Annotated in this window: 11 protein-coding genes; 5 read left to right on the top strand and 6 right to left on the bottom strand. The window is 62.7% G+C overall.

The annotated features are described in order from the left end of the window. Positions 1-74: 74 nt before the first annotated feature. The 3 genes from aroA (at position 75) to rpsA (ending at position 3,906) form a co-directional block, all read left to right on the top strand. Positions 75-1,415, top strand: coding sequence for a 3-phosphoshikimate 1-carboxyvinyltransferase (gene aroA, locus KEC16_RS16025; protein ID WP_211550768.1), 1,341 nt, complete (start codon positions 75-77; stop codon positions 1,413-1,415). A 51-nt stretch (positions 1,416-1,466) separates the two neighbouring features. Beyond that, positions 1,467-2,096 carry a (d)CMP kinase gene (gene cmk, locus KEC16_RS16020; RefSeq protein ID WP_211550767.1) on the top strand — a complete coding sequence of 210 codons (630 nt, stop codon included), beginning with the start codon at positions 1,467-1,469 and terminating at the stop codon, positions 2,094-2,096. A gap of 127 nt (positions 2,097-2,223) precedes the next feature. Beyond that, positions 2,224-3,906: a 30S ribosomal protein S1 gene (rpsA, locus tag KEC16_RS16015; RefSeq protein ID WP_211550765.1), complete on the top strand. Its 1,683-nt coding sequence runs from the start codon at positions 2,224-2,226 to the stop codon at positions 3,904-3,906. A gap of 107 nt (positions 3,907-4,013) precedes the next feature. On the opposite strand, the gene KEC16_RS16010 is transcribed toward rpsA, so the two are convergent. The 3 genes from KEC16_RS16010 to KEC16_RS16000 all read right to left on the bottom strand — a co-directional run bounded on the left by KEC16_RS16010 (position 4,014) and on the right by KEC16_RS16000 (position 8,072). Next, on the bottom strand, positions 4,014-4,814 hold the full coding sequence (locus KEC16_RS16010; RefSeq protein ID WP_211550763.1) for a YajG family lipoprotein: 801 nt from the start codon (positions 4,812-4,814) through the stop codon (positions 4,014-4,016). 91 nt (positions 4,815-4,905) lie between these two features. Continuing rightward, positions 4,906-5,805 carry a 50S ribosomal protein L11 methyltransferase gene (locus KEC16_RS16005; RefSeq protein WP_211550761.1) on the bottom strand — a complete coding sequence of 300 codons (900 nt, stop codon included), beginning with the start codon at positions 5,803-5,805 and terminating at the stop codon, positions 4,906-4,908. A 29-nt stretch (positions 5,806-5,834) separates the two neighbouring features. After that, a complete protein-coding gene (locus KEC16_RS16000) occupies positions 5,835-8,072 on the bottom strand; it encodes an ATP-dependent helicase (RefSeq protein ID WP_211550759.1) in 2,238 nt (745 codons plus the stop codon). Between the two features lie 93 nt (positions 8,073-8,165). On the opposite strand from KEC16_RS16000, the gene rlmN reads away from it, so the two are divergent. Next, positions 8,166-9,314 (top strand): dual-specificity RNA methyltransferase RlmN, encoded by a 1,149-nt coding sequence (rlmN, locus tag KEC16_RS15995; protein WP_211550757.1) that lies wholly within the window; start codon positions 8,166-8,168, stop codon positions 9,312-9,314. Here the strand turns inward: rlmN and KEC16_RS15990 are convergent, their stop codons facing one another. Continuing rightward, positions 9,315-9,824: a nuclease gene (locus KEC16_RS15990; protein ID WP_211550756.1), complete on the bottom strand. Its 510-nt coding sequence runs from the start codon at positions 9,822-9,824 to the stop codon at positions 9,315-9,317. Positions 9,825-9,912: 88 nt separating this feature from the next. On the opposite strand from KEC16_RS15990, the gene alaS reads away from it, so the two are divergent. Then, positions 9,913-12,558, top strand: a complete 2,646-nt coding sequence (gene alaS / locus KEC16_RS15985; RefSeq protein ID WP_211550754.1) for an alanine--tRNA ligase — start codon at positions 9,913-9,915, stop codon at positions 12,556-12,558. Between the two features lie 35 nt (positions 12,559-12,593). Here alaS and KEC16_RS15980 read toward each other — a convergent pair whose 3' ends face one another. Further along, positions 12,594-13,214: a DUF4276 family protein gene (locus KEC16_RS15980; protein ID WP_211550752.1), complete on the bottom strand. Its 621-nt coding sequence runs from the start codon at positions 13,212-13,214 to the stop codon at positions 12,594-12,596. Further along, the gene (locus KEC16_RS15975; protein WP_283091933.1) at positions 13,211-14,425 is read right to left on the bottom strand and encodes an AAA family ATPase; all 1,215 of its coding nucleotides are present in this window, start codon (positions 14,423-14,425) and stop codon (positions 13,211-13,213) included. Before KEC16_RS15975 ends, KEC16_RS15980 begins: the two co-directional genes overlap by 4 nt. Positions 14,426-14,503: the final 78 nt, after the last annotated feature.

Genomic DNA, 14,503 nt, shown 5'->3' with positions numbered 1-14,503 from the left:
CGGATGAATCAGTGCACTAGGCGGGATGCGGCCATGTGTGTTAGATCAAACCTGCCTGGATTTATGGAGCCGTCATGTCCAAACCGTTGATTTCCCGCCGTGCCGCCGCCCTTTCCGGTTCGGCCAAGGTGCCTGGCGACAAATCGGTGTCGCATCGCGCTCTGATGTTCGGCGCCCTGGCCGTGGGCGAAAGCCGGGTCGAGGGGCTGCTGGAAGGCGATGATGTTTTGCGCACCGCCGCCGCCATGCGGGCCTTGGGGGCCGAGGTCGAACGGCAAGACGATGGCAGTTGGCGTCTGTTCGGACGTGGCGTCGGTGGGTTGAAAGAGCCCGAGGACGTCTTGGACCTGGGCAATTCCGGGACTGGCGCCCGGCTGATGATGGGCTTGGTCGCCACCCATCCCTTCACCACCCTTTTCACCGGCGACGCCTCGTTGCGCTCGCGGCCGATGAAGCGGGTGTCGGCGCCCTTGTCGCAGATGGGCGCCCGCTTTTTTGGCCGTGACGGCGGCCGTTTGCCCATGGCGGTGGTCGGCACCGGCACCCCCTTGCCGATCACCTATGAATTGCCGGTGGCCTCGGCCCAGGTGAAATCGGCCATCTTGCTCGCCGGCCTCAACACGCCGGGCCAGACCACGGTGATCGAGCGCGAGGCGACCCGCGATCACACCGAGCTGATGCTGCGCACTTTCGGCGCTCAGGTCGATGTCGAACATGGGGCCGCCGGCGAACGCATCATCACCGTCACCGGTTTCCCCGAACTGACCGGCCGCCATGTCATCGTCCCCGCCGACCCCAGCTCGGCCGCTTTTCCCGCCGTCGCCGGTCTGGTGGTTCCGGGCTCGGACATCGTTTTGTCCGGCGTCGGCATGAATCCCTTGCGCACCGGCCTGTACCAGACCCTGCGGGAGATGGGCGCCGACATCACCATTGAAAACCAACGTGAAGACGGCGGCGAGCCGGTGGCCGATCTGCGTGTGCGTCATTCCGCCCTGATGGGCGTCGACGTGCCGGCCGAACGGGCGCCGTCGATGATCGACGAATACCCGGTATTGGCGGTGGCCGCCGCCTTTGCCACCGGCACCACCCGGATGTCCGGGCTGTCGGAATTGCGGGTGAAGGAAAGCGATCGCTTCACCGCCACTTTGCGCGGCTTGGCCGCCTGCGGCGTCGATGTCGAGGAAGAGGGCGATACGCTGATCGTTCACGGCACCGGCAAGCCGCCGCTGGGCGGCGCCACCATCGCCGTCAATCTGGATCACCGCATCGCCATGGCCTTCCTGGTGCTGGGCATGGCGTCGACCGATGCGGTGGCCGTCGATGACGCCGAGGCCATCGATACCTCGTTCCCCGGTTTCGTCTCGTTGATGAATCGCCTGGGGGCGAAGATTTCCGCGACCGACGCCATCATCTAAACAGCACGGGCGGCGGCCGCGCCGCGCCTGGCGCTTGGGGAATATGTCATCATGATCATCGCCATCGATGGGCCGGCGGCCGCCGGCAAGGGCACTCTGGCGCGGCGACTGGCCGCGCAGCTGGGTTTCGATTATCTGGATACCGGCTTGATCTATCGCGCCGTCGGCATGTCCATGCTGCGCGCCGGGCTTGACCCGGCCGATGGGGAAAAGGCCGAAACCCTTGCCCGCGCCTTGACGCCGGCCGATTTGACCGCCGGCGATCTGCGCAGCGACGATGCAGCGCAAGCCGCGTCGAAAGTGGCGGTGGTGCCTGGCGTGCGTGCCGCCCTTTTGGACTTCCAGCGCCAGTTCGCCGCCCAGCCGCCCGGCGGGCAGGGCGCGGTGCTGGACGGCCGCGACATCGGCACCGTGGTTTGTCCCGACGCCACCGCCAAGCTGTTTGTCACGGCGTCGGTGGAAAAGCGGGCTGAGCGACGGCTGAAAGAGTTGCAGTCGCGGGGGCTCGACGCTATACAGAGTGCTGTCCTGGCGGATATGCGCGAGCGGGATGAGCGGGATTCAAACCGCTCTGCCGCGCCGCTGAAAGCCGCCGACGATGCTTTTGTGCTGGATAGCTCGGATCTGGACGCCGATCAGGCTTTTGCCGTGGCGCTGGACTATGTGAAATCCAGGTTCTGACATCGGGACAATTTGACCATTTCCTCCCCCTTGCCGCGCGGCTTGGGGGCGGTTTGCTTTTATCCGCGCAAGACCGCCGGACACAACCGGCAGGCCCGAATAGAAGATGTGAAAGGAAGTATTGATTATGACTATGGAAGATTTTGCTGCCCTGCTGGATGAGACCCTGGGCGTTTCCAACCCGTTCGAGGGTTCGGTCATCAAGGGCATCATTGTACGCGTTGAAAACGATTTCGCCGTCATCGACGTCGGCTTGAAGTCGGAAGGCCGCGTGCTGCTCAAGGAATTCGCCACCGCCGGCCGTGCGCCGGAAATCAAGGCCGGCGACGCTATCGACGTGTTCGTCGAGCGTTACGAAGACAAGAACGGTGAAGTCGTTCTGTCGCGTGAAAAGGCCAAGCGCGAAGAAGCCTGGACCTTGTTGGAAAAGTCCTTCCAGGACAACCAGCGCGTCACCGGCGTCATCTTCGGCCGCGTCAAGGGCGGTTTCACCGTCGACCTGTCCGGCGCCGTCGCCTTCTTGCCCGGTTCCCAGGTGGACATCCGCCCGGTCCGCGACATCACCCCGTTGCTGGGTTCGCCCCAGCCGTTCCAGATCCTCAAGATGGATCGTTCGCGCGGCAACATCGTTGTCTCGCGTCGCGCCGTCCTCGAGGAAACCCGCGCCGAACAGCGTTCCGAATTGATCGAGAACCTGAAGGAAGGCCAGATTCTGGAAGGCGTCGTCAAGAACATCACCGATTACGGCGCGTTCGTTGACCTGGGTGGCGTTGACGGCTTGCTGCATGTCACCGATATCGCCTGGAAGCGCATCAACCATCCGTCCGAAGCGCTGCACATCGGCCAGACCGTCAAGGTCCAGGTCATCCGCTTCAACCCGGAAACCCAGCGCATCTCGCTCGGCATCAAGCAGCTGGACGCCGATCCGTGGGAAGGTGTCGAAGCCAAGTACCCGGTGCAGGCCAAGTTCGTCGGCCGTGTCACCAACATCACCGATTACGGCGCGTTCGTGGAACTGGAGCCGGGTGTCGAAGGTCTGGTCCACGTCTCCGAAATGAGCTGGACCAAGAAGAACGTCCACCCCGGCAAGATCGTTTCGACCTCGCAGGAAGTCGAAGTGATGGTGCTGGACGTCGATCCGCAGAAGCGTCGCATCTCGCTCGGTCTCAAGCAGTGCCTGGCCAATCCGTGGGAATCCTTCGTCGAGAAGTTCCCGGTCGGTACCCTGGTCGAGGGCGAAGTCAAGAACATCACCGAATTCGGTCTGTTCATCGGTCTGTCCGGCGACATCGACGGCATGGTTCACATGTCGGACCTGTCGTGGGACAAGTCGGGCGACGCCGCCATCGCCGAGTACAAGAAGGGCGACATGGTTCAGGCCAAGGTTCTGGACGTGGACGTGGAAAAGGAACGTATCAGCCTCGGCATCAAGCAGCTGGGTTCCGATCCGTTCCAGGACGCCGTCGCTTCCATGAAGAAGGGCGACATCGTCACCTGCACCGTCACCCAGGTCACCGAAAACGGCCTGGAAGTTCAGGTGGACGGCATGTCCGGCTTCATCCGCAAGTCCGAGCTGTCGCGTGAGCGTTCCGAACAGCGCCCCGAGCGTTTCGCCGTCGGCGAAAAGCTGGACGCCAAGGTGACCATGATCGAAAAGGGCGCCCGCAAGGTCACTCTGTCGGTCAAGGCGCGTGAATTCGACGAAGAAAAGGCCGCCATGGCCGAGTACGGTTCGTCCGATTCCGGCGCTTCGCTGGGCGATATCTTGGGTGCGGCCATGCGCCGGGCTCAGGCTCAAGACGACAAGTAATCGTCTCTTCGCCTAAGAGCATAAGGATTGGCCCGCCCCTGGCGACAGGGGCGGGCCTTTTCTTTTGGCGTGATCGCCGGGACGGCGCCGCCGGGCTTGGACTGAAGCTATTCGCGCAAGCGCGAACCGCATTCGTCCACCAGCTTGCCCAATTGCTTGCAGATAACGCCGCGTTCGGTCTCGTCGGCGGCCAGCCCGTACAGGCGGATCCATTTGCCTTTTTTGCCCAGGTCGACCGGGGTGATGACCGGTTGCTGCTTGGCCAGGATCGGCGATTTTTTCGCCAGGACCTTCCAGCCCGAATGCGCCGATTTTTCCGTCTTGTACGACGCCAGATAAACGATGCTGCCCTTATTGGGCTCCATCGCTTTGGCCGGTTCGGGCATGACCTTTTCGGTCTTGGGCCCGTCGCTCTTCATCGGTTCGGCCATTGGCATGGGGGCCGGTTCCGGCGTCTTGACCATGGCCTCGGCCGAGACCCGCTTAAGGGTCAAGGCCCAGGTGTTGATCCGGGTCATCAAGCTGCCATCGGCCAAGCCGACATAGGTGCCGAAAGGCTGGCCGTCACAGGTGACTTCCATGACCGGAGAGGTCGCGTCGCCGGCGGGGGCTGCGGTTCCGACCACGCTGGCGGCGCTGCCTTCCCAGCCCATATAAACCGGCTTGGCGCAGCTGCGGCCGGCGGGATCGCCGGCACTGGCCTCGTACAGGGCCATTTTCTGGCCAAGATAGGGTGACGTGTCGGTTCCGGCCGGTTCGATGGCCGTGGCGTCGGTCACTTCCCATTGGCCGCCAGGGGGCGTCACCGCCCGCTTGACCTGCGCGGTCATCATGGGTTGCGGTTCCGAGGCGCAGGCGGCCAAGGCAAGTACCGTCGATGCGGCGCACAATGCGGCAATAGGATTCATGCGGATACCCCTGTAACCCAGCCCCGAATCGGCAGTTTAAGCCTTTCGGGAGGGGCGGGCAACCTCGTGAAACAATGGTTGCCGGCGGGGATCAGCGTCCGATCAGCAAGGTGGCCCAGCCGTCGATGACCAAGCGCTGGCGCAGGCGCAGCCCTTGCGGCTCGTGCGCGCCCATGACCATGCGTTCTTGCCAGTCGAGCAGGCCGGAGAGGACGGCGACGCCGTCGGGGGCGAGATGGGCGGCCAGATCCTTGGCCATGCGCATCAACGGCTTGGCCAAGATGTTGGCGACGATGATGTCGAAGGGTTTGCCCTTTTTCAGCGCCGGATTGCGATAGCCGTCAGAGACGACGGAGGTGAAGCGGGCGCCGACGCCGTTCATGCGGGCGTTGTTGGCGCAGACCTTGACCGCCGAGGGGTCGATATCGGTGGCCAGCACATCGACCGCCCACATCTTGGCCATGCCGATGCCCAAGATGCCCGAGCCCGAGCCCAGATCGAGCGGATGCAGGAAGCGGCGGCGCTTGGCCAGCATGTCGAGCATGGTCAGGCAGCCCCGCGTGGTGGCGTGCTCGCCCGAGCCGAAGGCGGTGCCGGCGTCGACCAGCAATTCGGTGCGGCCCACCGGCACCTTGCCGTCCCAATGCGAGCCGCGAACGAAGAAGCGGCCGGCGTCGATGGGGGGGAAGTCGCGCAGATTTTCCAACACCCAATCGACGTTGGGCAGGCGCTCGACTTCCAATGCCGGCAAATCGTGGCCGGTGGCGGCGGCGACCGCGGCCAGGGCGGCGGTGATCTGGGCGCGATCAGGCGGCGTGCGCGAATAGCCTTCCAGGTGCCACAGGCAATCGCCATCGGAAATGCCCGATTTGTCTTCCATGAACATGGTCACCGATTCGGCGAAACGGTCGAACACCTCTTCGAAGGCATCGACCGCCTCGGGGGCGACGATCAGACGCAGGTGCCAGATATCGGGGAAGACGATGGGCATGACAGCAACTCCGGTTGGGCTGGTTCCCCTTAAGCGGGCTCGACGAAACTGTCCAGCACCTTCTTGATGCCGGCCTGGTCGAATTCGATTTCCAGCTTGTCGCCATCGACGGCCAGCACGACGCCGCCGCCGAATTTCTGATGGAAGACGCGGTCGCCGGCTTCGAAATCGCCGGCCTGGTCGCGGAGCGGCGCCGCCCAGGCGGCGGGCTGCTTGGGGCGGGAGGATTGTTGCCACGAGCCGATCAGGCCGCGTTCGGCGTCGCGGTCGATATCGGCGGCGGGCAATTCGTCGAGAAAACGCGACGGCAGCGCGCTTTGCCACTGGTTATAGATGCGGCGGTTGGCGGCGAAGGTGACCAGGACGCGTTTGCGGGCGCGGGTCAGGCCGACATAAGCGAGGCGGCGTTCTTCTTCCAGGCCGGCATTGCCGCCTTCGTCCATGGCGCGTTGGTGCGGGAACACCCCTTCTTCCCAGCCGGGCAGGAAGACATTGTCGAATTCCAGCCCCTTGGCCCCGTGCAGGGTCATGATGGTGACCTTGTCGACGCCGTCCTTTTGGTCGTTTTCCATCACCAGGGCGACGTGTTCGAGAAAGCTTTGCAGGTTCTCGTAATCGGCCAGGGCGCGGACCAGTTCCTTCAGGTTTTCCACCCGGCCCGGCGCTTCGGCGCTTTTGTCGTTCTTCCACATCTCGACATAGCCGGATTCGTCCAAGATCATCTCGGCCAGCTCGGTATGCGGCAGATCGTCCAACAAGCCGCGCCAGCGCAGCACGTCGGCGCAGAACTTGGTCAGGGCGCCACGGGGCTTGGGCTTCAATTCGTCGGTTTCCACCAGCAGGCGGGCGGCTTCGAACAAGGGAAAAGCCCGTGCCCGCGCCACCGCGTGCACCGCTTGCAGGGCGGCGTCGCCCAGGCCGCGCTTGGGCAGGTTGACGATGCGTTCGAAGGCCAAGCCGTCATCGGGCGAGTTGACCAGCCGTAAATAAGCCATGGCGTCGCGGATTTCCTGGCGTTCATAGAAACGCGGACCGCCGATGACCCGATAGGGGATGCCGGTGGTGATCAGCCGTTCCTCGAATTCGCGGGTCTGAAAGCCGGCGCGGACCAGAATGGCGATGGTGGCGGCGGAACAGCCCTTGCGCTGCAAGGCCTCGATTTCCTCGATGACGACGCGGGCTTCTTCCGGGCCGTCCCAGACGCCGCGCACCCGCACCTTTTCCACCTCGGATGGATCATGGCGGATGCCGGGGCGCAGGGTCTTGCCCAGGCGATCGGCATTGTTGGCGATCAGGCCGCTGGCGGCGGCCAGGATGTGCGGGGTCGAGCGGTAATTGCTTTCCAGCCGCACCACCTTGGCGCCGGGGAAATCGCGCTCGAATTTCAAGATGTTGCCGACTTCCGCCCCGCGCCAGGAATAGATGCTTTGGTCGTCGTCACCGACGCAGCAGATGTTCTTGTGCTTTTGCGCCAGCAGGCGCAGCCACAGATATTGCGCCACGTTGGTGTCTTGGTATTCGTCGACCAGGATATAGCGGAACTGGTCCTGATACTGGGCCAGGGCGTCGGGGTGGGACAGGAACAAGGTCAGGCAATGAAGCAGAAGATCGCCAAAATCGGCGGCGTTCAGGGTCAGCAGCCGTTCCTGATAATGCCGGTAGAGCACCTGCGCCCGGCCGCCGGCCAGATCGCCGGCCAGGTCGGGGCCGATCTTGTCGGGTGTCAGGCCACGGTCCTTCCAGCGCTGGATCGCCCCCATCAGCGCCTGCGCCGGCCATTTCTTGGTATCGATATGTTCGCCTTCCATCACCTGCTTGAGCAGGCGGAGCTGGTCGTCGGAATCCAAGATGGTGAAATTGGATTTCAGCCCCACCGCCTCGGCGTGGCGGCGCAAGATGCGCACGCACAGGGAATGGAACGTGCCCAGCCACAGCGATTCGGCCGCTGGCCCGACCAGATGACCAACGCGCTCCTTCATCTCGCGCGCCGCCCTGTTGGTGAAGGTCACCGACAGGATTTGCCACGGCTGGGCCCGACGGCCGGCCAGGATCTGAGCCAGCCGGCTGGTCAGCACCCGGGTCTTGCCGGTGCCGGCGCCGGACAGCACCAGAACCGGGCCTTCGGTGGTGGTCACCGCCTCGGTCTGTTCCGGGTTCAGGCCGACCAGCCACACGGCATCGGCGGGGACCGGCGCCGGCTCGGCCCGGCGGGGCGCCGGCTGGAACGGATTGGGGATGTCGTCGTCAAGGTCGAAGGGATCGCTCATAGGGTGGGACTATAACGAGAACCTTTCCCCGATGGCAGTGTGAAATTGCGGCAAACATTGCAATTTCACCGCCAAATCCCTAAGTATCGCGCCATGAGCGACAGCACCCAAAAAACCAACCTGATCGGGCTTTCCCGCGATGAACTGACCGCCGAGATGGCGTCCATCGGCGAAAAGCCGTTTCGCGCCAAACAGCTTTGGCATTGGCTGTACAATCGCGGCGAAACCGATTTCCTCAAGATGACCTCGATTTCCAAGGTCATGCAGGAACGGTTGGCCGAACGCTATGAGGCGCGGCGGCCGCTGGTCGAACGCGAACTGACCAGTGTCGATACCACCCGCAAATGGCTGCTGAAATTCGCCGACGGCAACGAGGCGGAAACCGTCTATATCCCGGACGAGGACGAACAACGGGGCGCGGTGTGCATTTCATCGCAGGTCGGCTGTACCCTGACCTGCAAGTTCTGCCATACCGGCACCCAGCTTCTGGTGCGCAATCTGACCGCGGCCGAAATCGTCGGTCAATTCATGCTGGCCCGCGATTCCTATGGCGAGTGGCCAACCCCCGACGACACCACCCGGCTGTTGTCCAACATCGTCATGATGGGCATGGGCGAGCCGCTGTATAATTTCGACAACGTCGCCACCGCGCTGAAAATCATCATGGATGGCGAAGGCATCGGCATCTCGCGTCGCCGCATCACCCTGTCGACGTCGGGGGTGGTGCCGATGATGGGCCGCGCCGGAGCCGAATTGGGCGTCAATCTGGCTATTTCCCTGCATGCGGTCACCGACGAGGTACGCAATCAGATCATGCCGATCAACAAGAAGTACCCGTTGAAGGATCTGATGCAGGCCTGCCGCGATTACCCCGGCGCTTCCAACGCCCGCCGCATCACCTTTGAATATGTCATGCTGAAGGGCGTCAACGACAGTCTGGCCGATGCGCGCCAATTGCTGCGTCTGGTCAAGGGGCTGCCGGCCAAGTTCAACCTGATCCCGTTCAATCCATGGCCGGGCTCGGAATTCGAGTGTTCGTCGATGAAGGACATTCGCGCCTTTTCCGACCTGATCCAAGACAACGGCTATTCGGCCCCGATCCGCAAATCGCGCGGCGCCGACATCCTGGCCGCCTGCGGTCAGTTGCGTTCGGAAAGCCAGCGGCAGAAATGCTCGCGCCTCTATGACCGCATCGCCGCCGGCGTGACCGACGACGTGCATCACCCGGTGGCGGTGGCGTGATCATTCGCTTTTCTTGCGGATCACGTCCCAATCCTTGGGGATGATCATGTCGGCGGCCCACAATCCTTTTTTCCCGCTCAAGGCCGCCGCCTGATCGGGATCATAGGGGCCGGTTCGGTCGGCGCGGGCGACGCCCGAGGCGACCAGGGCCTGGCCCAGATCCCCCTCGGTCACGGCGCAGCGGGCGATCAGCTTATCGCCGGCCACATCGACAATGTCGCAGGCGATGCCCTTGGTCAGCAATTCGCCCATGCGCTTGCGGGCCGGCTTGGCGCAGTCAAAAGTGGTCTTGGCCGTCTTGTTCTGACACAAATCGCGGCGGTGCGGCACAATGATGCCGGCGATTTGCAGGGTCAGCCCGCGAATTTGCACCGAGGCGGCGTCATAGCCCTCGACCTTGCCCCAGACACAGGCGCCGCCATCGCCGTCATCGCCGCAACGGATGGGGGCGGCAAGGGCGGGAAGCGATAAAAGCAGCAAGGTGGTCACGGTCAAGATGGGTGCACGCATGAAGGGCACTGTAGCCCAACTGGACAGCAAAGGCCAATCAAGGGTAAAAAGCCTGTTCGTTTAGCCCGCCGAACCCAGCGAAGGTCCCATGCAGACTGCCAACACCATCCGCCGCGCCTTTCTCGACTACTTCGCCAAGAACGGCCATGAAGTGGTGTCCTCCAGTCCGCTGGTGCCGCGCAACGATCCGACGCTGATGTTCACCAATGCCGGCATGGTTCAGTTCAAGAACGTGTTCACCGGGGTGGAAAAGCGCGATTACACCCGTGCCACCACCTCGCAGAAATGCGTGCGTGCTGGCGGCAAGCACAATGATCTGGATAATGTCGGCTATACGGCGCGCCACCATACTTTCTTCGAGATGCTCGGCAATTTCTCCTTCGGCGATTATTTCAAGGACGATGCCATCGCCCTGGCCTGGAACCTGATCACCAAGGAATTCGGCCTGGCCAAGGACAAGCTGCTGGTCACTGTCTATCACGACGATGACGAGGCTTTTAAGATTTGGAAAAAGGTCGCCGGCTTGTCGGACGACCGCATCATCCGCATCCCCACCAGCGATAATTTCTGGTCCATGGGCGATACCGGTCCCTGCGGTCCGTGTTCGGAGATTTTTTACGATCACGGCGAACACATTCCCGGCGGCCCGCCCGGCAGTCCCGACCAGGATGGCGATCGCTTCATCGAAATCTGGAATCTGGTGTTCATGCAGTTCGAGCAGGTGGACAAGCAGACTCGCTTGGCCCTGCCCAAGCCCAGCATCGACACCGGCATGGGGCTGGAACGTCTGGCCGCCGTGCTGCAAGGCCAGCACGACAATTACGACGTCGATTTGCTGCGCGCCCTGATCGAGGCGTCGGCGCACGAATCGGGGACCGATCCCGACGGCCCGCACAAGGTGTCGCACCGCGTCGTCGCCGACCATCTGCGCTCATCGTGCTTCCTGATCGCCGACGGCGTGCTGCCCAGCAATGAAGGCCGCGGCTATGTCCTGCGCCGGATCATGCGCCGGGCCATGCGCCACGCCCATCTGATGGGCTGCGAGCAGCCGTTGCTGTGGCGTCTGTTCCCGGCTTTGGCCAAGCAGATGGGCGAGGCCTATCCCGAATTGGGCCGGGCCAGCGCCCTGATCACCGAAACCTTGAAGCTGGAGGAAACCCGCTTCAAGACCACGCTCGACAAGGGTCTGAAGCTCTTGGACGACGAACTGATCCATCTGGTTCCCGGCGCCAAGCTGGCCGGCGAAGTGGCGTTCAAGCTTTATGACACCTATGGCTTCCCGCTGGATCTGACTGAGGATGCGTTGAAGGCCAAGGGCATCGGCGTCGATACCGACGGCTTCGCCACCGCCATGGAACGTCAGCGGGCCGAAGCGCGCAAGGCGTGGTCCGGCTCGGGCGAGGCGGCGACCGAAACCTTGTGGTTCGAGGTCAAGGACAAGGTCGGTGCCTCGGAATTCCTGGGCTATGACACCATCGGCGCCGAAGGTCAGATCGTCGCTCTGGTCGAAGCCGGGGCCAGTGTGCAAACCGTCCAGCCCGGTGCCGAAGTCATGGTGGTCGCCAATCAGACGCCGTTCTATGGCGAATCCGGCGGCCAGATGGGCGATTGCGGCGTGATCACCGTCGCCGGCGGCAAGGCCCGCATCGTCGTCAAGGACACCTTAAAGAAGCTGGGCGATCTGATCGTCCACCTCGGCACCGTCGAGGGCGGCCCGGTGGCTTTGGGCGAGGACGCCCATTTCGCCGTCGATGAAAGCCGCCGCGACGCCACCCGTGGCCACCACTCGGCCACCCACCTGTTGCATCAGGCCCTGCGCGACGCCCTGGGCGAGCATGTGACGCAAAAGGGCAGCCAGGTCGGCCCCGACCGTCTGCGCTTCGACTTCGCTCATCCCAAGGCGATGAGTGTCGAGGAAATTCGCGCCGTCGAGGCCGAGGTCAACCGCCAGATCCGCAAGAACCGCGAGGTGGTGACCAAGCTGATGACCCCGGACGACGCCATTACCGCCGGGGCGATGGCGCTGTTCGGCGAGAAATATGGCGAGGAAGTGCGTGTGGTTTCCATGGGCGGCGACGATGCCAAGCCCAATCCGTTCTCGGTGGAATTGTGCGGCGGTACTCATGTGCGCCGGGTCGGCGACATCGGCGGCTTCAAGATCTTGTCGGAAAGTGCCGTGGCTTCCGGCGTGCGCCGGGTCGAGGCGGTGACCGGCCCGGCCTTCCTGGCCTGGGCCATCGAACAAGAAGAACTGGTCGCCCGTGCCGCCAACGCGTTGAAAGCGGCTCCGGCCGAATTGCCGGCCCGGATCGCCCAATTGGTCGAAGACCGCCGCAAGCTGGAACGCGAATTGTCGGAAACCCGCAAGCAATTGGCCACCGGCGGTGGCCAGGGGGCGGCGACCAAGGTTGTCAACGGCGTGACCTATGCCGGACGGGTGATGGACGGGGTGCCGGCCAAGGATTTGAAGGGCATGGCCGACGAGATCAAGAAGCAGATCGGCTCGGGCGTGGTCGTGCTGGTTTCCAATGACGGCGGCAAGGCCTCGGTGGTGGTCGCCGTCACCGAGGATTTGACCGCCACGTATTCCGCCGTCGATCTGGTTCGCATCGGCTCGGAAGCGGTGGGCGGCAAGGGCGGTGGCGGCCGTCCCGACATGGCCCAGGCCGGCGGTCCCGACGCCGACAAGGCCCAGGACGCGGTCGATAGGATCGAAGCGGCCTTGGCCGGGTAAAAACAGCAGCGGGCGGCCCCCAGAAGGGGGCCGCGTTATTGTTTTGCGATCAACGCCAGAAGACCGCTGTGAAAGTGTTGAAAACTGGCCGAGCGGTTGGCGGCCAAGTCCAACTGCGGAGCCATCTTTCTGGCGACTTCGCCCTTGGGCAGCCTCTCCGCCGGTGCATAATGTCCGGCTTCTTGCAGGACCTTCAAAAGTTTTTCCCAGGTGCCCCCCTTGATGGCGTCGGGATCGCGATAGCCGGCCTTTTTCTCCAAGGACAGGGGGATGCCTGGATAGACCCTGGCAAGGGCGGGGACATCGCCGAAGAACCAAGCCTCCAATTCCTCGACCACGATCCGGTTGACCACCTTGAACGTTCCGTCCTGGGCGGGGGATGTCTTGGTGGACAGGCCTACAGCGCTGGCCATGTCTTCCAGTTGCTTCTTGAGGACGCGGCAATCGTCGTTGTCTCGATCCACCAAGATCAAAATGCGCAGGTCTGGCGCATTCCATGCCGCATAGCCCTTCAGGCGTGCCGGCAGGGTTTTCAATAATTTATCCTTTGACCCATGGTTGATGATTTTGTGGTCGTGGGTGTTGAGAAGACGGGGAATCAGCGCTTGCAAGGCGCTTTCCATGGAATCCTCTTCAACGTGGACGAAAAGGGTCATGGATTGCCCATCTCGAAATAACCTTCCATCCACAAGTCGCCGAGGACGGCGCCGTTGTCGAGCATGGCCTGGACACCGTCCATGGCGGAGACTTGGCGGTTGATCGTGTAGCCCGATTGGTCGCGGGCGATGGCCCAGACCTGGCGTGGCGCAAGGGCGTTGATGAAGAAGGGGGAATGGGTGGTGACGATCAATTGCGAATGGGCGGTCGCCTGCTCGCACTCTTCGGCCAATTCCCGCAGCAATTTCGGGTGCAAAAAATTCTCAGGCTCTTCGATGCCGATCATCGGGGCGGGGTTGGGGTCGTGAAGCTGAACCAGATAAGCCAGCAATTTCATGGTCCCATCTGACGCGTAACGAGCCTGTATCCCTTCCGAAAAGGGGGCGTCTTTGACCATCAGCAGCAATTGCCCGGTGGGCAAGGGCTGGGGAATGACTTTTTCAATTTGCGGGATGCGGCGGCGCAAGGCCTGAAAGATCGCCTCCAGTCGGTCGGGGTGGCGTTCGTGCAGATATTCGATGACGTTGACGAGGTTGTCGCCGCTTTTCGACAGGCGCTCCTGCGGGCCGCCTTCGGGAATTCCGCGCATATCCTGGGATGACAGGTGCGACAGGTGCCAGTCGGTAATGAATTCGCGCAAGGCCTTGACCCGTGGGTTTTCCGCCAGATTGCCCAAAGTACTGACCGCTAAAATGTCCGGGCCGGCCAAGGCCCTTTCCACCCGCTGATCCTTGGCCTCTGGCAGTTCCCCGGTAACCACCGACCCCTGGCCGCGTTCATAGGTCAGGAATTGGAAGGGATTGCCGACCTTTTTGTTCCGGCGCCAGCGCATCCATTCGCGCGCCACCACAGGGCGGCCGCCATCCTCATCGATTTCCAGGTAATAGGTTATCAAGGGGGGTTGAGACTGGCCCTTGGTTTTGTAATATCCTTCGCGATAGGCGATTTCGAAGCTGATGGGGCCGGCCGAATCCCGGCTGCGCAAGTCTTTTAGCCCGTGGCCACGTTTGCCGATCGCCCGGCGCAGTCCTTCCGAGAAGCAATCGGATAAAAACGCGAAGACGTCAAAGAAGGTGGACTTGCCGCTGCCGTTAGCGCCCAGCAAAACGGTCAGAGGGAGAAGTCCTTCAAAGGTTACATCTCGCAACACCCGAAAATTTTTGATTTTTATTTTTTCGATGCGAGGGGGGGTTTTTATCGACGCGGACATGGGCACCGTTCAGGTGAGGGCTATCATCGAATTCAGCTTAGCGTCTCTTGGGGGGTGAACCAAAAGAAAGCTGCCATT

The organism is Magnetospirillum sulfuroxidans, assembly GCF_018224925.1.
Classification (GTDB): domain Bacteria; phylum Pseudomonadota; class Alphaproteobacteria; order Rhodospirillales; family Magnetospirillaceae; genus Magnetospirillum; species Magnetospirillum sulfuroxidans.
Note: the sequence above shows the minus strand (reverse complement) of the source record. Positions and strands in the feature narration are given on the sequence as shown.